Origin of the sequence: Stenotrophomonas rhizophila (assembly GCF_007667275.1) — a bacterium.
GTDB classification, from domain to species: domain Bacteria; phylum Pseudomonadota; class Gammaproteobacteria; order Xanthomonadales; family Xanthomonadaceae; genus Stenotrophomonas; species Stenotrophomonas maltophilia_AE.
Window position 1 is genome coordinate 1,288,297 of record NZ_VDQT01000001.1, and the last position, 16,786, is coordinate 1,305,082.

Here is a 16,786-nt window from a genome sequence, read left to right on the forward strand (position 1 = left end):
TCCATTGAGCGTATCCGGGGGGAATTGTTGCCCGAATAGGGCCTGCGCGCCAACGTGGCCTGTTAAAATCCCGCTTTCACTCCAGCGCAGCCCGACGCCCGTGACCAATTCCCCGTCCAACCCCTCCCCCCTGACCTACCGCGACGCCGGCGTCGACATCGACGCGGGCAACGAACTGGTCGAGCGCATCAAGCCGCTGGTGAAGCGCAGCTTCCGGCCCGAGGTGATGGGTGGCCTGGGCGGTTTCGGCGCCCTGTTCGACCTGTCCAGCAAGTACCGCGAACCGGTGCTGGTCTCGGGCACCGACGGCGTGGGTACCAAGCTGAAGCTGGCACAACAGCTGGGCCGGCACGACACGATCGGCATCGATCTGGTCGCCATGTGCGTGAACGACGTGCTGGTGCAGGGCGCCGAGCCGCTGTTCTTCCTGGACTATTTCGCCACCGGCAAACTGGACATCGACACCGCTGCGGCGGTCGTAGGCGGCATCGCCAACGGCTGTACCGAGGCCGGCTGCGCGCTGATCGGCGGCGAAACCGCTGAAATGCCCGACATGTATGCCCCGGGGGAATACGATCTGGCCGGCTTCACCGTCGCCGGCGTGGAAAAGAGCGAACTCAAGGACGGCGCCAGCGTGGCCGAGGGCGACGTGCTGATCGGCATCGCCTCCTCCGGCCCGCACTCCAACGGCTACTCGCTGGTGCGTCGCATCTATGACCGCGCCGGCCAGCCGGCCGAGCTGGAACTGGAGGGCGGGGTCAAGCTGGTCGACGCGCTGATGGCCCCGACCCGCCTGTACGTGAAGCCGATCCTGGCCCTGCTCAAGAGCCACGGCGCGTCCATCCACGGCATGGCCCACATCACCGGTGGCGGCCTCACCGAGAACATCATCCGCGTGGTGCCCGAGGGCCTGGGCCTGGACATCGATGCTTCGTCCTGGACCCTGCCGCCGGTGTTCCAGTGGCTGCAGAAGGAAGGCGCGGTGGCGGACAGCGAAATGTGGCGCACCTTCAACTGCGGCATCGGCTTCGTGCTGATCGTCGCCCCGGACCAGGTCGCGGCCGTGTCCGCCGCCGTCGAGGCCCAGGGCCTGGCGCAGTGGACGATCGGCAAGGTGGTCGCGGCCACCGGCAGCGAACGCGTGCGGATCGGCTGAGCCGACCAGGAGACCTGCATGGACGCACCGCTCCCTTCCGCCCCCACGCTGTCGACCGACGACGCGTCGCAGCTGCGGCTGCTGTCGATCTTCCACTACGTCGTGGCAGGCCTCACCGGCCTGTTCTCGCTGTTCCCGCTGATCCACGTGGGCCTCGGCGTCGCCGCACTGACCGGCGCGATGCCGATTGAAAGCAACGGGAGCACCGCCTCGCTCGGGGAAACCCGGCTGTTCGGCTGGATGTTCATCGGGATCGGCTCGGTCCTGATCCTGTGTGGACTCACCCTGGCCGGCTTCATGGCCTACGCCGGGAGGTGCCTGGCGCGCCAGCAGCGTCATACCCTGTGCCTGGTAGTCGCCGCCCTGTCGTGCATGCTGATGCCGCTGGGCACCGTGCTGGGTGTGTTCACCCTGATCGTACTGCTGCGGCCGGCGGTCAAGGCCGCCTTCGACGCTTCCCCCACTGCCCACGCCTGAGGTTTCCCGATGTCTGCCACGCCCCCGCCGCTGAACGTCCCGCGCGGCTGGACAACGCATCAGGTCGCCTCGCACCTGCATACGCTGAAGATCCTGTTCTACATCCTGGGGGCGCTGGAACTGCTGTTGGTGCCGATCCTGGTGCTGGGCGCCGCCGGCGGCTACATCAGTGAAAGCAACAGCGCCAACCCCGATGCCCAGCCGGCCCTGCTGGCGGCGATCATGGTCGGCGCCGCGGCGGTCTTCGCCGCCCTGGGCAGCCTGAACATCATCGGCGCAAGGCGCATGGCCGAACGCCGTTCGCACGGGCTCTGCCGGATCGCCGCGGGCGCGGCCTGCCTGGCCGGCGCGCTCGGCATCGCGCTGGGCGTGTACGCGCTGATCGTGCTGATGCGCCCGGAAGTGGTCGCGAGCTTTGCGGCCACGGACGGCACGGTCGCGGCATGACCCCGGCCAGCCACAGCGCGTTCGCGGGTTCGCGCAGCCGCATCGCGGTGCTGGCCTCCGGCCGTGGCAGCAACCTGCAGGCCATCATCGATGCCATCGCCGCCGGCACGCTCGACGCCGAGGTTGTGGCCGTGCTGTCCGACAAACCGGAGGCTTCCGCACTCCAGAAAGTCGCCCCGGAGCGACGCTGGGCGCGTTCGCCCAAGGACTTCGCCGACCGCACCGCTTTCGATGCCGCGATGGGCGACGCGCTGGCCGTGTTCAAACCGGACTGGGTGGTCTGCGCCGGCTACATGCGCATCCTCGGCGAGGCCTTCGTGCAGCGTTTCAGCGGCCGCCTGGTCAACATCCATCCGTCGCTGCTGCCGCTGTACAAAGGGCTGCACACCCACGCGCGCGCGATCGAGGCCGGCGACGCCCACGCCGGCGCCAGCGTGCATTTCGTGGTGCCCGAGCTGGACGCCGGCACGGTGCTGGCGCAGGCCCGGGTGCCGGTACTGCCCGGCGACACCGCCGACCAGCTGGCCCAGCGCGTGCTGGGGGTGGAACACCCGCTGCTGATCGCCAGCCTGCAGTGGCTGGTGGCCGGGCGCGTAGCTGAACGCGACGGGCAGCTCCAGGTCGACGGCCACCCCCTGTTCAGTCCGCTGCGCCTAGATTGCGCCGGAGAGCTGAACGTCCCGTCGTAGCGCACACGCGCCGCTGACCTGGACACTGGCATCCTCCCCTCCCCTATCGTTTGTGCCCCCTACGCATGAAAACGTCTCCGTCCCAGGTCGTGCTGCTGTTGGCGTCCCTGCTGTGCACCGTGGCCATTGCCGCGGCGCAGGAGCCGCCTGCACGAACGGAAGCCCCCGCCGCGACGCCGGCCCTGCCCTCGCCACCGGTATTGCCGCCGATGGCCTGGGAAGCGCCACCGCTGGAGCCGTTTACCGCGACCTACCAGGCCTTGTACAAGGGCAAGGAAGCGGGCGATGCGATCATGCGGGTGACCAACACCGGTGGCAGCCAGTGGCGGGTGGACATGCAGGTGGTGGGCCGTCGCGGTTTCGCCAGCGTGCTGGGGCTGAATCTCGAGCAGAGCACCGTGTTCGAGAAGCAGGGCACGACCTATGTGCCGCTCAGCCAGTCCACGGTCCGCAAGGGCCTGTTCCTGGGCAAGAAGGTCACCGGCACTTATAACTGGCAGGCCGGCACCGCGCAGTGGACCGGCGACCTGAAGAAAGAACGTACGCAACCCATTCCGCTGCAGGCCGGCGACCAGAGCGCGCTGCTGATCAACCTGGCGATCATGCGCGACGCGCGCCCCGGCGCGCAGATGCATTACCGCTATGTCGACGTGGGCCGCGTACGGCAGCATGACTACCAGGCCGCGCCGGATACCGAGAACGTGCAGGTCGGCGAACTGTCCTACAACGCGCTGCGGGTCTACCGGACCAACGGCGGCAACGACGAAACCATTCTCTGGGTCGCCAACGGGGTTCCGACCCCGGTGCGCATCCTGCAACGCGAAGACGGCGAAGATCGCATCGACCTGCGCCTGATCGAATACCAAGGAGTTTGACCATGACCATTCTCAACCGCCCGCTGTCCTGGGTCGCCGCCGGTGCCCTGGCGCTGACCAGCCTGCCGGCCATGGCGATGCAGCCGTTCACCGCGCAGTACCAGGCCAACTACATGGGCGTGGTGGCGCCGGGCACCATGACCCTGACCAAGGGCGATGGCAATACCTGGACCTACAGCCTGAACGTCAACAGCCAGTTGGCCACGCTGAGCCAGAACACCGTGTTCGAGGAGGTCAATGGCCGCCTGCGGCCCCTGAGCAGCTCCGACCGCTCGGCGCTGCTGGTGAAGAAGCGCAACGTCGATGCCACGTACGACTGGAACAAGAACCAGGCAACGTGGAAAGGCGACATCAAGCCCGACCGCGCCGGACCGGTTGCGCTGAAGCCGGGTGACATGGACGCCCTGCTGATCAACCTGGCCATCGCCCGAGACCTGGCCGCCGGCAAGCCGCTGACCTACCGCATGGTCGACGAAGGCCGGGTCAAGCCGATGACCTACAAGGTGATCGGGACCGAACAGGTCAACGTGGGGGGCAAGCCCTACGAGGCCACCAAGGTGTCGCGCGTGGACGGCAACAAGGAACTGATCGCCTGGGTGGTCAAGGACTTCCCGGTGCCGGCGCGACTGCTGCAGCGCGAAGGCGGCAAGGACGCGCTGGACCTCACGATCAAGTCGTTCAAATAACCCATCGGGTATCGACCGTTGGTCGATACGAAAAAACGCCCGCATCGAGCGGGCGTTTTTTATTTGGCCGGCGTTTCCGCCTGGAACACCGTCCTGCAGTCCACGCGGATCTGCTCGGCGGTCCTGCGCCAGTAGAACGCCTTGCAGTGCCGGTTGCCTTCCTCGGTGGTTTTCACGCCCACGGCGTAGAACGACTGCAGCACCTCGGTGCGGCTCACCGTGCCATCGCCGTTCCAGTCCATGTCCTGCTGTTCCAGGCCCTGGGTGATGGCGATGTCGGCATACCAGGCATACCCCAGCCAGCCCAGCACCACCAGCACCAGGACCAGCAGCGCCTTGCGGCGACGGGTGAACTGGCCGCGCAGGATCATGCGACGCGCCGGATCGTGGCGCCCAGCGACGAGAGCTTCTCTTCGATGTTCTCGTAGCCACGGTCCAGGTGGTAGATGCGGTCGATGGTGGTGTCGCCATCGGCCATCAGGCCGGCCAGGATCAGCGAGGCCGACGCACGCAGGTCGGTGGCCATCACCGGCGCACCGCTCAGCTGTTCGGCACCGCGCACGATCGCGGTGTGGCCTTCGACCTGGATGTCCGCGCCCAGGCGCAGCAGTTCGTTGACGTGCATGAAACGGTTCTCGAAGATCGTTTCATTGATCACGCCGACGCCGTCCGCCACGCAGTTGAGCGCCATGAACTGGGCCTGCATGTCGGTCGGGAACGCCGGGTACGGCGCGGTGGTGAGGTTGACCGCACGCGGACGCTTGCCCTGCATGTCCAGGGTGATGCTGTCCTCGGTGGTGTCGATCTTCGCGCCGGCCTCGACCAGCTTGGCCAGCACCGCGTCCATGGTGTTCGGGCGCGCACGGTTGACCGTGACCTTGCCACCGGTCATCGCCGCGGCCACCAGGAAGGTACCGGTCTCGATGCGGTCGGGCAGCACTTCATGACGGCCACCGGACAGGCGCTCGACGCCTTCGATCACCAGCCGGGCAGTGCCCAGGCCCTCGATCTTCGCGCCCAGCGCGATCAGGCAGTGCGCCAGGTCGGTCACTTCCGGTTCCATCGCGGCGTTGTCCAGCACCGTGGTGCCTTCGGCGAGCACGGCGGCCATCAACACGTTCTCGGTACCGGTCACGCTGACCATGTCGAAGGTGAAGTGCGCGCCCTTCAGGCGCTTGGCCTGAGCCTTGATGAAGCCGTTCTCGACCACGATCTCCGCACCCAGGGCCTGCAGGCCCTTGATGTGCTGGTCGACCGGGCGCGAGCCGATCGCGCAGCCACCGGGCAGGGACACCTCGGCCTGGCCGAAGCGCGCCAGCAGCGGGCCCAGCACCAGGATCGAGGCGCGCATGGTGCGCACCAGCTCATACGGCGCCACGTGCTGGTCGACCGGACGCGGGTCGACCACGATCGCGCTGCCACGCGACAGCGTGCCCTGGTCGACGGTGACCTTGGCGCCCAGCTCGCCGAGCAGCTTCACCGTGGTGACCACGTCGTGCAGGTGCGGCACGTTGGTGATCTCCACCGGCGCATCGGCCAGCAGGGTGGCGCAGAGGATGGGGAGGACGGCGTTCTTGGCGCCGGAAATGTTCACTTCACCGTGCAGCGGCGTGCCGCCGGTCACTACGATCTTGGCCATGGAATCTACTTGGGGTGAGGTAGAGCCGACCGTTGGTCGGCTGGATGGTCGAAGGCTACGGGTACTTCGGCGATCAGCCGGCCACTTCGGCCGGGGTCACCGTCTTCAGTGCCAGCGCGTGGATCGCCCCGCCCATCAGCTCGCCCAGCGTGGCGTAGACCATGCGGTGGCGGGCCAGCGGCAGCTTGCCGGCGAAGGCGTCACAGACCACGGTGGCTTCGAAATGCACCCCGTCGTCGCCCTGCACGTCCGCACGGGCGCCCGGCAGGCCGTCTTCGATCAATTTACGGATGGTGTCGGCGTCCAACGGGCTTTCCTAATAAAATGAGCGCTCATTCTACTCCTCCGCGTGGCGCCCGCATGGCTGTATCGCCCCTGCCCCCCTCCTCCGCCGACCCGGCCGCGCTGGTCGACAGCGGCCGCCGCGTGTTCGGGATCGAGCGCGATGCCCTGGCCGCCGTGGCCGGGCGCCTGGGCGAAGACTTCGCCCGCGCCTGCCAGCTGGTGCTGGAAAGCCGCGGCCGCGTGGTGGCCACCGGCATGGGCAAGTCCGGGCACGTGGCGCGCAAGATCGCCGCGACCCTCGCCTCCACCGGCACCCCGGCGTTCTACGTGCACCCGGGCGAAGCCGGCCACGGCGACCTGGGCATGATCACCGAAGCCGACGTCGTGCTGGCGCTGTCCTATTCGGGCGAATCGGACGAGGTGCTGATGCTGCTGCCGGTGCTCAAGCGCCAGGGCAACCGCCTGATCGCCATGACCGGCCGCCCCGGTTCCTCGCTGGGACTGGCCGCCGACGTGCACCTGGACGTCAGCGTTCCGGCCGAGGCCTGCCCGCTGGCGCTGGCGCCCACCTCCAGTACCACCGCCTCGCTGGCCATGGGCGACGCCCTGGCGGTGGCCCTGCTCGACGCGCGCGGCTTCACCGCCGACGACTTCGCCCGCTCGCACCCGGCCGGCAGCCTGGGCCGCCGCCTGCTGCTGCACATCACCGACGTCATGCACAGTGGCGACGAGCTGCCCCAGGTCGGCGAGAACGCCAGCCTGAGCGAGGCCCTGGTCGAAATGAGCCGCAAGCGACTGGGCATGACCGCGGTGGTCGACGCCGACCAGCGGCTGGTCGGACTGTTCACCGACGGCGACCTGCGCCGCGCGCTGGACAGCGACCTGGACGTGCGCAGCGCGCGGATCGTCGATGTGATGACCCGCAGCCCCCGTACCATCGGCGCCGACCAGCTCGCCGTGGAAGCGGCGCGGGTGATGGAGACCAAGCAGATCAACGGCCTGATCGTGGTCGATGGCGAAGGACGTGCGGTCGGCGCGCTCAATATTCATGACCTGTTGCGGGCCCGGGTGGTTTAAACCACAGTGGCACTCCTCCATTCAGCTGGACCTGTACACCTGATGCCCTACTCTCCGTTGCCCGGTTTCCCGTCCCACCTGCATGCCGCTGCCGGCCGTATCCGGCTGGCCTGCTTCGATGTGGACGGCACGCTCACCGACGGTCGGCTTTACTACGACCGTGACGGCAACGAGAGCAAGGCGTATTACGTGCAGGACGGACTGGGCCTGAAACTGCTGCAGCAGCACGGCATCCACCCCGTGCTGATCACCGCGCGCAACAGCTTGTCCGCGCTCAAGCGCGGCGCCGACCTGGGCATCGACACCCAGATCGCGGTGGGCGACAAGCTGGCCAGCGTCCGCGCCCTGTGCGACCAGCACGGCATCGGCCTGGACCAGGTCGCCTTCATGGGCGATGACCTGCCGGACCTGGCCCCGCTGTGCGCGGTCGGACTCGCGGTGGCCCCGGCCAACGCGCACCCCTGGATCGCCGAGCGCGTGCACTGGCAGACCCGTGCCGACGGCGGCCGCGGCGCCGCACGCGAACTGTGCGACGTGCTGCTGGCAGCACAGGGCCATGTCGACGCGGTACTGGCGAGGTACGGCGCATGAACTGGCGCACCTTGCTTGGAGGCCTGCTGCTGGCGGCTGCATTGCTGAGCGGCTGGGCGCTGCTGCGTGACCGCGACCAGGTCCTGCCCGACGCCGGTGACGACGGCAGCAAGGACTACGTGCTGCATGATTTCCAGATCGTCGCGCTGGACGAACAGGGCCACGAGTCGACCACCCTGCGGGCTCCGCTGCTGGAGCGCATGCGCAACGATGAAACGACCACCATCCAGACCCCGTTGTTCCTGCTGCCCGACCGCGATGGCAACCATTGGGAGCTGCGCAGCGACACCGGCTGGATCAGCGCCACCGGCGACCTGCTGCGCCTGACCGGCAACGTCAGCGGCGACAGCCCCCGCGTGCCGAGCGTGCCACCGACCACTTTCCGCACCGAGCAGCTGGACGTGTTCCCGAAGGAAAACCGGGCGACCTCCGACGGCCTGGTCACCCTGACCCGACCCGGCATGACCCAGTCCGGGGTGGGCTTCGCGTTGAATTCCAGCGACAAGACCTATCAGTTCCTGAGCCAGGTCAAGACGCGTTACACCCCCCGTCATTGATGCGCCACGACACTATTACGACGGCATTGGCCGTTTCCCCGACATTGGCAGGAAAGCCCCACGTCATGAAGATCTTCTACGCCACTGCACTTGCCCTGGGCCTGATGGTTCCGGCGCTCACGGTCCAGGCCAAGACCTCCGACCGCAACCAGGAAATGACCATCGATTCCGGCGCCCAGGACGGCATGATCATGGGCGATGGCGTCATGAACCTGACCAAGGGCGTGGTGATCACCCAGGGCACCCTGGAAATCCGCGCTGACAGCGCGCAGATCCATATCAAGGGTGGCCAGGCCGAGCGCGCGGTGTTCACCGGCAAGCAGGCCACGATGAAGCAGGAGCTCGACGACGGCAGCAAGATGAACGCCCGCGCCGACAGCATCGATTACAACATCACCACCGAAACCATCGTGCTCACCGGCAACTACCGCGTGGAAAGCGCGCAGGGCGTCAACACCGGCGGCAGCATGACCTACAACACCCGTACCGGCCAGATGAACAGTGGCGGGGACGGCCAGCGCGTGCGCACCGTCATCCCGCCCAAGAACAAGGCCCCGGCCGCGGCCGCCAAGCCGGCCGCCACCCCGACCCGGACCACCGTCCCCACCGCCGGGAGCAAGAAGTAATGCTCGTTGCCAAAGGCCTGCGCAAGCGCTACAAGCAGCGCGAAGTGGTCAAGGAATTCGGCCTGACCCTGGAGGCTGGTGAAGTGGTGGGGCTGCTGGGCCCCAACGGCGCCGGCAAGACCACCTGCTTCTACATGATCGTCGGCCTGGTCGAAGCCGATGCCGGCAGCATCGTGCTCGACGGCAAGGACATCACCGCCGACCCGATGTACACCCGCGCCAAACAGGGCGTGGGCTACCTGCCGCAGGAACCGTCGGTGTTCCGCAAGCTGACCGTGGCCGACAACCTGCGCCTGGTGCTGGAGCTGCGCGAGGACCTGGACAAGGCCGGGCGCGAGAAGGAGCTGCATTCGCTGCTGGACGAACTGCAGATCGGCCACGTGGCCGACCAGATGGGCGCCAGCCTGTCCGGCGGCGAGCGCCGCCGCTGCGAAATCGCCCGCGCCCTGGCCGCCAAGCCGCGCCTGATCCTGCTCGACGAACCCTTCGCCGGCGTCGATCCGATCTCGGTCGGGGAGATCCAGCGCATCGTCACCCATCTCAAGCAGCGTGGCATCGGGGTGCTGATCACCGACCACAATGTCCGCGAAACCTTGGGAATCTGCGACCGCGCGTATATCCTCAACGAAGGCAGCGTGCTGGCGCAGGGGGCGCCGGACGCGATCCTGGAAAACGCAGACGTCCGCCGTGTGTACCTTGGAGAGACTTTCAAGCTCTGATCCGCCGGCCGCTGCATCGCCTTCCCTCCGTTCGGCACAGGCATGAAAGCACGGCTGCAGACATCGCTGGGGCAACAACTGGTCATGACGCCGCAGCTGCGCCAGGCCATCAAGCTGTTGCAGATGTCCAGCGCGGAACTGGAGCTGGAGCTGGCCGAAGCGGTGGAAACCAATCCGCTGCTGGACTGGGCCGAGAACGCCGAACCCGCGCTGGACACCACGCCCGGATCCGAAGAGCCCCCGCCCGAGGCCAGCGAGCGCGGCGACGACCGCGAGGGCCCCGCCCAGGCGACCGACGACTGGGCACCCGGCGAGGGTGACTGGGCCAGCGGCGGCAGCGGAGGCTCGTTCGATGACGATGACAACGGCAGCGCCGCCGAGCGCGTGGCCGAAACCGAGAACCTGGCCGACCACCTGCTCTGGCAGCTGCACCTGTCGCACCTTTCACGGCGCGACCGCAGCATTGGCGCGGCGCTGATCGATGCGCTGGACGAGGACGGCTACCTGCGCGAGCCGCTGTCGGCCATCGCCGACACCCTGCTGCCGGCCATTCACGCCGATGAAGCCGAGATCCTCACGGTACTGCACCAGATCCAGCGCTTCGACCCGATCGGGGTCGGCGCGCGCAGCCTGGGCGAGTGCCTGCAGCTGCAGCTGGACGTGCTGGACCCGCAGACCCCCGGGCTGGCGCTGGCCCGGCGGATCGCCGACGGGCCGCTGGAGCGGCTGCCGCGCAGCGGCGTGAACGGCATCGCCCACGAGCTGCGCGAGCCGGTGGCGGCGGTGGAGGTCGCGGTCCAGCTGCTGCGCTCGCTCGACCCCCGGCCCGGCGCCCAGATCGGCGAGCTGGACCACGACAGCTACGTGGTCCCCGACTGCGTGGTCTGGCGCCAGAACGGCACCTGGCGGGCGGCCCTGGCCGGCCACGCCGGGCCCAAGGTGATCATCCACCGCGGCTATGAACAGATGATCCGCCGCTGCGGCGAGAGCGACGCCGGCTACCTGCGCGCGCACCTGCAGGAGGCCCGTTGGCTGCTCAAGGGCCTGGAGGCGCGGGGCGAGACCCTGCTGCGCGTGATGCGCTGCCTGCTGCAGCAGCAGGCCGCCTTCCTGGAGTTCGGCGAGCAGGCGCTGCGCCCGCTGACCCTGCGCGAGGTGGCCGGGGAGCTGGGCCTGCACGAATCGACCATTTCACGTGCCATCGCCCGCAAGTACGTGCGCACCCCGCGCGGCACCCTGCCGCTGCGCGCCTTCTTCGCCTCGGGAATCGACACAGACGGCGGCGGCGAGGCCTCCAGTACCGCCATCCAGGCCATGATCCGGCGCCTGATCGACGCCGAGAACCCGCGCAAGCCGCTTTCTGACGCCAAGCTGGCTGACCTGCTCAAAACCTCGGGCATACCGGTGGCGCGACGCACCGTGGCGAAGTATCGTGAGGCCATGAACATTTCCGCCTCGCACGAACGCGTACGTATTGCCTGACGCTCCACCGCGCCTGGCGGGAAGGTTCATTGGCTCATCCGAAACAAAGGAGAAACCCGATGCGCATCGAGACGTTTGGCAAAGGCGTGGAAGTGACCCCGGCCATGCAGGAGTACGTGGACACCAAGCTGCAGCGGATCCACAAGCACTTCGACCAGCATTGCGAAATCCGGGTCACCCTGGAGCTGCGCAAGAACGAACACCATGCAGATGCCAGCGCGAACATCCCGGGGCAGACCCTGCACGCCGAAGCCGAAGGCGAGAACATCTACGCGGCCATCGACGTGCTGGCCGACAAGCTCGACCGCCTGGTGGTCAAGCACAAGGAAAAGAGACAGCAGCACGCGCCGGGCGTTCCGATAAGCGACAATGGCGTCTGACGACCCCGCCTCCCCGCTTCCATGCCCTTGACCCATCTACTGGCGGCCGTGCGCACCCAGGTGCTGCCGGCCGCCGATCGCGACAGTGTGCTGAAGGCCGCCTCGCGGCTGCTGGCCTGCCGCGAAGCCAATGCAGAGATGCTGTTCCAGAACCTGCGCGAGCGCGAAACGCTCGGCAGCACCGCCATCGGCCACGGCATCGCCATTCCGCACGGTCGCGCGCCCGCGCTGGAACGCCCACGGGGCGCGTTGCTGCGGCTTGAAAGCGCGGTCGATTTCGGCGCCGACGAGCCGGTGGATCTGGTGTTCGCCATCGCCGTGCCCAGCCACTACACGCACCAGCACCTGATGCTGCTGTCGGAGCTGGCCGAAGCGTTTTCCGAACCCGCGTTCCGCCAGGCGCTGCGCGACGCGCGCGACAGCGACGCCCTGCTCCAGGTCATCCACTACCCGCCGCCGGCGAGCGCCGCATGAATACCAGCATCACCGCCCGTGAACTGTTCGAGCAGCAGCGCGACCGCCTGAGCCTGCGCTGGGTGGCCGGGCAGAAGGGCGAGCGACGCGAACTCGAGGCCGGCAACACCGTCTCGCGGCGTCCGTCGCTGGCCGGCTACCTCAATGCCATCTACCCCAACAAGGTGCAGATCCTGGGCACCGAGGAACTGTCCTGGCTGGATTCGCTGGATTCGCGCCAGCGCTGGGAAACCATCGAGCGGATCATGCAGTCGCACCCGCTGGCGCTGGTGATCACCCGCAACCAGCCCTGCCCGGAAGACCTGCGCGCGGCCGCCGACGAATCGCAGACCCCGCTGTGGATCTCGCCCAAGCGCGGCCATGAGCTGCTCAACCATCTTTCCTACCACCTGGCCCGGACCCTGGCGCCGCGGGTGATCCTGCATGGCGTGTTCATGGAGATCTACTCGATCGGCGTGCTGATCACCGGCGAAGCGGGCTCGGGCAAGAGCGAGTTGGCGCTGGAACTGCTCAGCCGCGGCCACCGCCTGGTGGCCGACGACGCCCCTGAGTTCACCCAGATTGCCCCCGACGTGCTCGACGGGACCTGCCCGGAACTGTTGCAGGACCTGCTGGAAGTACGTGGCCTGGGCGTGCTCAACGTGCGCGAGATGTTCGGTGACACGGCGGTAAAGAAGAACAAGTACCTTCGGCTCATCGTGCACCTGACCAAGCCCATGACCGAACCCACCCCACACGGCTACGAGCGCCTGACCGGCGATTCCGGCACCCGCCACGTGCTGGACCTGGACGTGCCGCTCATCACCCTGCCGGTGATGCCCGGCCGCAACCTGTCGGTGCTGACCGAAGCGGCCACCCGCCTGCACATCCTGCGCACCAAGGGCATCGACCCGGCCGCGATGTTCATCGCCCGCCACAGCAACCTGCTGGAGCGGCGCACGCCATGAGCGCCACCGCCACGTTGATCATCGTCAGCGGGCTGTCCGGCTCGGGCAAGACCGTGGCACTGAAGACGTTCGAGGATCTGGACTACTACTGTTCGGACAACCTGCCGATCAACCTGCTGCCCGACTTCGTGCGCAGCCTGCTGGCCGGGCACGACGCCGCCGCGCCGCGTCGGCTTGCGGTCGGCATCGACGTGCGCGGGCAGAGCGACCTGAGCCAGCTCTCGCACTGGCGCGAAGACGCCAAGGCCGCCGGGCTGGACGCGCAGCTGCTGTTCTTCGATGCCACCGATGAAACCCTGCTCAAGCGCTACGCCGACACCCGCCGCCGACACCCGCTGAGCCAGCTGGGGCTGTCGCTGCCCGAAGCGATCGCGCGCGAGCGCGAGCTGACCGCCCCGCTGCGGCGCGCGGCCGATGCGGTGATCGACACCACCAGCCTCAACGTGCACCAGCTGCGCCGCAAAGTGGTGACCGAATTCGCCCTGAGCCACGGCAACAAGCTGTCGCTGCTGTTCGAATCGTTCGCCTACAAGCGCGGCGTGCCGGCCGAGGCTGATTTCGTCTTCGATGCCCGTGTGCTGCCCAATCCGCACTGGGACCCGCAGCTGCGTCCGATGTCCGGCCGCGAAGCGCCGGTGCGCGACTATCTGGAAGCGCAGGCGGACGTGCAACGGTACGTGGCCCAGCTGGTCGACTTCCTCGACACCTGGCTGCCGCGGCTCGGCAACGACACCCGCAGCTACGTCACCGTGGCGTTCGGCTGCACCGGCGGCAAGCACCGCTCGGTGTACCTGGCCGAGCGTCTGGCACGGCATGCCCGCGAGCAGGGCTGGCCGGAAGTGGCCACGTTCCATCGGGAGCTGGATTAAGGGCCAACGGGCCAACGGTCCGTTGCTACCGGTATCGCCATGCCAACAGTGCGTTGCCGCACCCGGTGTATCCCCAATTCATGTTGGGATGTTAACGTTCGACAATGACCTGTGGCATTCTCCTAGTAACTCATCCCGGCGTAGGCACGTCGCTGCTGGACGTGGCGACCCGGCTGCTGCGGCACCTGCCGCTGAAGACCGAAGCTTTCGAAGTACCGTTCGACGCGGACATGGACGCCCTGCTCCCGCTCGCCTCGGCCGCCCTGCGGCGGGTCGACGGTGGTGAGGGCGTGCTGATCCTGACCGATCTGTATGGCGCGAGCCCGAGCAATCTGGCAGCGCAGCTGGCCCGCCTGGGCACCCCGGCCCGCCGGGTCTCGGCGCTGAGCCTGCCGATGTTGTTGCGAGTGATGAATTATCCGGAACAGGGACTGGATCAACTGCCCGCCACTGCGGCGGCGGGTACTCGCAATGGAGCGATTGTCGACGATGCTTGAACGTGAACTCACCGTATCCAACCGCCTGGGCCTGCATGCCCGCGCCACTGCAAAGCTGGTGCAGGTGCTGGCGCCGTTCCGCTGCAACGTGACCATGGCCGCCAAGGGCCGCGAGATCAACGCCAAGAGCATCATGGGCGTGATGCTGCTGGCCGCCGGCCAGGGCACGCCGGTCACGGTGCGTATCGAGGGCGAAGACGAAGTGGCCGCCATGGACGCCGTGGTGGCCCTGTTCGAGCGACGCTTCGACGAGGACAGCTGAGCATGCCGGGGCCACCGCGACCGGGATCCAGCGCGCCGGCACGGACCGCCTCCGGCGCCCTGCTGCTGTCCGGCCATGGTGCCTCGCGTGGCAACGCACTGGGTCGGGCCCGGGTACGCCTTCCGCATGCCCTGGAAGTGGCCGAACAACGCATTGCTCCCGCCCAGGTCGAAGCCGAACTGCAGCGCCTGCATAGGGCGGTGGATGCGGCCCGCGCCGAAATGCACGACCTGCGCCAACGCCTGCAGGGAGCGCTGAACAAGGAGGTCGGCGAATTCCTCGACCTGCACGCCCTGCTGCTGGACGATCCGGAGCTGCTGTTCGGGCTGGATGAGCTGATCCGCACCGGTCCGTACAGTGCCGGCTACGCGCTGCGCGTGCAGCGCGACCGCCTGGCCAAGGTCTTCGACGGCATGGACGATGCCTACCTGAAGAGCCGGATGGACGACCTGGACCACGTCATCGGGCGCATCCATGCCTTCCTGCAGAAGCGCCCTCCGGACGTGAAGGGGCTGGCCGGGGAGATCCTGGTCTGCGACAACATCGCGCCCTCCGAGCTGGCCCAGCTGCAGGCGCATGGGGTGGTCGGCATCGTCACCGCCGCCGGCAGCGCGCTGTCGCACAGCGCGATCCTGGCGCGCAGCCTGCACCTGCCGCTGATCGTCAACGTTCCCAACCTGCTGCAGAAGATTTCCGACGGCGACGTGCTGGGCATCGACGGCAGCACCGGCCAGATCACCGTCAACCCGCTGCCACCGGACCTGCGCGATTACCGCGCGCGGCTGCGCGAGCAGGCGCGCGAACAGCGCGAGCTGGGCCGCCTGCGCACCAAGCCCAGCCGCACCCGCGACAACGTCGACATCGCGCTGCTGGCGAACGCCGAATCGCGCGAGGACGTGACCGAGGCGCATGCGCTGGGCGCGCACGGGCTGGGGCTGTACCGCACCGAGTTCCTGTTCCTGCAGCGCGACGAGCTGCCTGACGAACAGGAACAGTTCGAGACCTACCGCGATGCTGCCTTGGGCATGAGCGGGCGACCGGTGACCATCCGCACCCTGGACCTGGGCGCGGACAAGGCCGACCGTACCGGGCTGACCCTGAGCAACGAAGAGAACCCCGCACTGGGCCTGCGCGGCGTGCGCCTGTCGCTGGCGCGGCCGAAGGTGGCCGACACCCAGCTGCGCGCGATCCTGCGCGCCTCGGCCTACGGCAAGCTGCGCATCCTGCTGCCGATGGTGAGTACCCGCGAGGAAGTGCTTGCCGTGCGGCGTCGCTTGAACAAGCAGGCCGAACTGCTGCGTGCGGAAGGCCACGAAGTGGCCGGGCACATTCCGTTCGGCGCGATGATCGAAGTGCCGGCCGCGGCGATCGCGTTGGAGAGCTTCATCGACCTGGTCGACTTCCTCTCGATCGGCACCAACGACCTGGTGCAGTACCTGCTGGCCGCCGACCGCAACAACGAGGCGGTGGGCGAGCTGTATTCGCCGCTGCATCCGGCGGTGCTGCGCCTGCTCGCGCATATCCTGCGCACCGGCCGCGAACACGGCGTGCCGGTGGCGGTATGCGGCGAGATCGCCGGCGACCCGCGCATGACCCGCCTGCTGCTGGCCCTGGGCCTGACCGAGTTCAGCCTGCACCCCGGCACGCTGCTGGAAGTGCGGCGCGCGGTTCGCGACAGCGACCTGGGCGAACTGCAGGCCGCAGCACCGAAGCTGCTGGCCGCACGCGACCGACGCAGCATTGAACGCTGGATGGAAAAGGCCGGTCACGACCAACGGTCGTGACCTACCGGCGGCGGCACCGCGGACCATCGGGTAGGTATCGACCGTTGGTCGATACGCCGACCCAGCACCGCCGACCATCGGGCAGGTATCGACCGTTGGTCGATACGCAGATCCAGCACCGCCGACCATCGGGTAGGTATCGACCGTTGGTCGATACGCCGACCCGGCGACGACGTGGTCGCGCCGTAACATGAATCCAAGCGATAATGACGCGGTGACCACCCCCTCTGCCGCATCCTGTCCGGGATAGCGGCCTTTTTCTTTTCC

Annotated in this window: 22 protein-coding genes; 19 read left to right on the plus strand and 3 right to left on the minus strand. The window is 68.0% G+C overall.

Translation table 11 applies throughout. The features are described from left to right. Window positions 1–130: 130 nt before the first annotated feature. From purM to FSZ13_RS05565, 6 genes are all read left to right on the plus strand, one after another. Window positions 131–1,156 carry a phosphoribosylformylglycinamidine cyclo-ligase gene (gene purM / locus FSZ13_RS05540; protein ID WP_186308859.1) on the plus strand — a complete coding sequence of 342 codons (1,026 nt, stop codon included), beginning with the start codon at window positions 131–133 and terminating at the stop codon, window positions 1,154–1,156. 18 nt (window positions 1,157–1,174) lie between these two features. Then, window positions 1,175–1,633 carry a hypothetical protein gene (locus FSZ13_RS05545; RefSeq protein WP_145478377.1) on the plus strand — a complete coding sequence of 153 codons (459 nt, stop codon included), beginning with the start codon at window positions 1,175–1,177 and terminating at the stop codon, window positions 1,631–1,633. A gap of 9 nt (window positions 1,634–1,642) precedes the next feature. Beyond that, window positions 1,643–2,080, plus strand: a complete 438-nt coding sequence (locus FSZ13_RS05550) for a hypothetical protein (protein ID WP_145478378.1) — start codon at window positions 1,643–1,645, stop codon at window positions 2,078–2,080. Beyond that, complete coding sequence (gene purN, locus FSZ13_RS05555; RefSeq protein WP_145478379.1) at window positions 2,077–2,769, plus strand: phosphoribosylglycinamide formyltransferase; 693 nt, start codon at window positions 2,077–2,079, stop codon at window positions 2,767–2,769. The genes FSZ13_RS05550 and purN overlap by 4 nt, the downstream gene beginning before the upstream one ends. A gap of 65 nt (window positions 2,770–2,834) precedes the next feature. Beyond that, window positions 2,835–3,644, plus strand: a complete 810-nt coding sequence (locus FSZ13_RS05560) for a DUF3108 domain-containing protein (RefSeq protein WP_145478380.1) — start codon at window positions 2,835–2,837, stop codon at window positions 3,642–3,644. 2 nt (window positions 3,645–3,646) lie between these two features. Then, window positions 3,647–4,330 (plus strand): DUF3108 domain-containing protein, encoded by a 684-nt coding sequence (locus FSZ13_RS05565; protein ID WP_145478381.1) that lies wholly within the window; start codon window positions 3,647–3,649, stop codon window positions 4,328–4,330. A 59-nt stretch (window positions 4,331–4,389) separates the two neighbouring features. On the opposite strand, the gene FSZ13_RS05570 is transcribed toward FSZ13_RS05565, so the two are convergent. The 3 genes from FSZ13_RS05570 to FSZ13_RS05580 all read right to left on the minus strand — a co-directional run bounded on the left by FSZ13_RS05570 (window position 4,390) and on the right by FSZ13_RS05580 (window position 6,276). Continuing rightward, a complete protein-coding gene (locus FSZ13_RS05570) occupies window positions 4,390–4,701 on the minus strand; it encodes an EF-hand domain-containing protein (RefSeq protein ID WP_145478382.1) in 312 nt (103 codons plus the stop codon). After that, entirely contained in the window at window positions 4,698–5,969 is a 1,272-nt protein-coding gene (gene murA / locus FSZ13_RS05575; protein ID WP_145478383.1) for a UDP-N-acetylglucosamine 1-carboxyvinyltransferase, read from the minus strand. The genes FSZ13_RS05570 and murA overlap by 4 nt, the downstream gene beginning before the upstream one ends. Window positions 5,970–6,042: 73 nt before the next feature. After that, the gene (locus FSZ13_RS05580) at window positions 6,043–6,276 is read right to left on the minus strand and encodes a BolA family protein (protein ID WP_145478384.1); all 234 of its coding nucleotides are present in this window, start codon (window positions 6,274–6,276) and stop codon (window positions 6,043–6,045) included. A 53-nt stretch (window positions 6,277–6,329) separates the two neighbouring features. Between FSZ13_RS05580 and FSZ13_RS05585 the strand changes: the two genes are divergently transcribed. The 13 genes from FSZ13_RS05585 (at window position 6,330) to ptsP (ending at window position 16,519) form a co-directional block, all read left to right on the plus strand. After that, entirely contained in the window at window positions 6,330–7,331 is a 1,002-nt protein-coding gene (locus tag FSZ13_RS05585; RefSeq protein ID WP_145478385.1) for a KpsF/GutQ family sugar-phosphate isomerase, read from the plus strand. Between the two features lie 42 nt (window positions 7,332–7,373). Continuing rightward, on the plus strand, window positions 7,374–7,922 hold the full coding sequence (locus FSZ13_RS05590) for a KdsC family phosphatase (RefSeq protein ID WP_145478386.1): 549 nt from the start codon (window positions 7,374–7,376) through the stop codon (window positions 7,920–7,922). Beyond that, window positions 7,919–8,479: an LPS export ABC transporter periplasmic protein LptC gene (gene lptC / locus FSZ13_RS05595; protein ID WP_145478387.1), complete on the plus strand. Its 561-nt coding sequence runs from the start codon at window positions 7,919–7,921 to the stop codon at window positions 8,477–8,479. Before FSZ13_RS05590 ends, lptC begins: the two co-directional genes overlap by 4 nt. A gap of 65 nt (window positions 8,480–8,544) precedes the next feature. Further along, on the plus strand, window positions 8,545–9,105 hold the full coding sequence (lptA, locus tag FSZ13_RS05600) for a lipopolysaccharide transport periplasmic protein LptA (RefSeq protein WP_145478388.1): 561 nt from the start codon (window positions 8,545–8,547) through the stop codon (window positions 9,103–9,105). Beyond that, window positions 9,105–9,824 (plus strand): LPS export ABC transporter ATP-binding protein, encoded by a 720-nt coding sequence (lptB, locus tag FSZ13_RS05605; RefSeq protein WP_145478389.1) that lies wholly within the window; start codon window positions 9,105–9,107, stop codon window positions 9,822–9,824. Before lptA ends, lptB begins: the two co-directional genes overlap by 1 nt. 42 nt (window positions 9,825–9,866) lie before the next feature. Beyond that, window positions 9,867–11,306: an RNA polymerase factor sigma-54 gene (locus tag FSZ13_RS05610; RefSeq protein WP_145478390.1), complete on the plus strand. Its 1,440-nt coding sequence runs from the start codon at window positions 9,867–9,869 to the stop codon at window positions 11,304–11,306. 59 nt (window positions 11,307–11,365) lie between these two features. Beyond that, complete coding sequence (gene hpf, locus FSZ13_RS05615; RefSeq protein ID WP_145478391.1) at window positions 11,366–11,686, plus strand: ribosome hibernation-promoting factor, HPF/YfiA family; 321 nt, start codon at window positions 11,366–11,368, stop codon at window positions 11,684–11,686. A gap of 21 nt (window positions 11,687–11,707) precedes the next feature. After that, complete coding sequence (locus FSZ13_RS05620; protein ID WP_145478392.1) at window positions 11,708–12,160, plus strand: PTS sugar transporter subunit IIA; 453 nt, start codon at window positions 11,708–11,710, stop codon at window positions 12,158–12,160. Then, entirely contained in the window at window positions 12,157–13,107 is a 951-nt protein-coding gene (gene hprK / locus FSZ13_RS05625) for an HPr(Ser) kinase/phosphatase (protein ID WP_068849794.1), read from the plus strand. The genes FSZ13_RS05620 and hprK overlap by 4 nt, the downstream gene beginning before the upstream one ends. Further along, window positions 13,104–13,976, plus strand: a complete 873-nt coding sequence (rapZ, locus tag FSZ13_RS05630) for an RNase adapter RapZ (protein WP_145478393.1) — start codon at window positions 13,104–13,106, stop codon at window positions 13,974–13,976. The genes hprK and rapZ overlap by 4 nt, the downstream gene beginning before the upstream one ends. A 104-nt stretch (window positions 13,977–14,080) precedes the next feature. Beyond that, window positions 14,081–14,473: a PTS sugar transporter subunit IIA gene (locus FSZ13_RS05635; protein ID WP_145478394.1), complete on the plus strand. Its 393-nt coding sequence runs from the start codon at window positions 14,081–14,083 to the stop codon at window positions 14,471–14,473. Then, window positions 14,466–14,735, plus strand: coding sequence for an HPr family phosphocarrier protein (locus tag FSZ13_RS05640; protein ID WP_145478395.1), 270 nt, complete (start codon window positions 14,466–14,468; stop codon window positions 14,733–14,735). Before FSZ13_RS05635 ends, FSZ13_RS05640 begins: the two co-directional genes overlap by 8 nt. Window positions 14,736–14,737: 2 nt before the next feature. Next, window positions 14,738–16,519 (plus strand): phosphoenolpyruvate--protein phosphotransferase, encoded by a 1,782-nt coding sequence (ptsP, locus tag FSZ13_RS05645; RefSeq protein WP_145478396.1) that lies wholly within the window; start codon window positions 14,738–14,740, stop codon window positions 16,517–16,519. The last annotated feature ends 267 nt before the right edge of the window (window positions 16,520–16,786 follow it).

What these genes read in the sequence shown, in the direction of transcription:
- lptB (WP_145478389.1), top strand. Translation starts at nt 9,105, where the DNA reads ATGCTCGTTGCCAAAGGCCTGCGCAAGCGCTACAAGCAGCGCGAAGTG.
- FSZ13_RS05610 (WP_145478390.1), top strand. Translation starts at nt 9,867, where the DNA reads ATGAAAGCACGGCTGCAGACATCGCTGGGGCAACAACTGGTCATGACG.
- ptsP (WP_145478396.1), top strand. Translation starts at nt 14,738, where the DNA reads ATGCCGGGGCCACCGCGACCGGGATCCAGCGCGCCGGCACGGACCGCC.
- purN (WP_145478379.1), top strand. Translation starts at nt 2,077, where the DNA reads ATGACCCCGGCCAGCCACAGCGCGTTCGCGGGTTCGCGCAGCCGCATC.
- FSZ13_RS05545 (WP_145478377.1), top strand. Translation starts at nt 1,175, where the DNA reads ATGGACGCACCGCTCCCTTCCGCCCCCACGCTGTCGACCGACGACGCG.
- rapZ (WP_145478393.1), top strand. Translation starts at nt 13,104, where the DNA reads ATGAGCGCCACCGCCACGTTGATCATCGTCAGCGGGCTGTCCGGCTCG.
- FSZ13_RS05620 (WP_145478392.1), top strand. Translation starts at nt 11,708, where the DNA reads ATGCCCTTGACCCATCTACTGGCGGCCGTGCGCACCCAGGTGCTGCCG.
- FSZ13_RS05640 (WP_145478395.1), top strand. Translation starts at nt 14,466, where the DNA reads ATGCTTGAACGTGAACTCACCGTATCCAACCGCCTGGGCCTGCATGCC.
- FSZ13_RS05570 (WP_145478382.1), bottom strand. Translation starts at nt 4,701, where the DNA reads ATGATCCTGCGCGGCCAGTTCACCCGTCGCCGCAAGGCGCTGCTGGTC.
- FSZ13_RS05560 (WP_145478380.1), top strand. Translation starts at nt 2,835, where the DNA reads ATGAAAACGTCTCCGTCCCAGGTCGTGCTGCTGTTGGCGTCCCTGCTG.
- FSZ13_RS05585 (WP_145478385.1), top strand. Translation starts at nt 6,330, where the DNA reads ATGGCTGTATCGCCCCTGCCCCCCTCCTCCGCCGACCCGGCCGCGCTG.
- FSZ13_RS05635 (WP_145478394.1), top strand. Translation starts at nt 14,081, where the DNA reads ATGACCTGTGGCATTCTCCTAGTAACTCATCCCGGCGTAGGCACGTCG.
- lptC (WP_145478387.1), top strand. Translation starts at nt 7,919, where the DNA reads ATGAACTGGCGCACCTTGCTTGGAGGCCTGCTGCTGGCGGCTGCATTG.
- hpf (WP_145478391.1), top strand. Translation starts at nt 11,366, where the DNA reads ATGCGCATCGAGACGTTTGGCAAAGGCGTGGAAGTGACCCCGGCCATG.
- hprK (WP_068849794.1), top strand. Translation starts at nt 12,157, where the DNA reads ATGAATACCAGCATCACCGCCCGTGAACTGTTCGAGCAGCAGCGCGAC.
- FSZ13_RS05590 (WP_145478386.1), top strand. Translation starts at nt 7,374, where the DNA reads ATGCCCTACTCTCCGTTGCCCGGTTTCCCGTCCCACCTGCATGCCGCT.
- FSZ13_RS05550 (WP_145478378.1), top strand. Translation starts at nt 1,643, where the DNA reads ATGTCTGCCACGCCCCCGCCGCTGAACGTCCCGCGCGGCTGGACAACG.
- murA (WP_145478383.1), bottom strand. Translation starts at nt 5,969, where the DNA reads ATGGCCAAGATCGTAGTGACCGGCGGCACGCCGCTGCACGGTGAAGTG.
- FSZ13_RS05565 (WP_145478381.1), top strand. Translation starts at nt 3,647, where the DNA reads ATGACCATTCTCAACCGCCCGCTGTCCTGGGTCGCCGCCGGTGCCCTG.
- lptA (WP_145478388.1), top strand. Translation starts at nt 8,545, where the DNA reads ATGAAGATCTTCTACGCCACTGCACTTGCCCTGGGCCTGATGGTTCCG.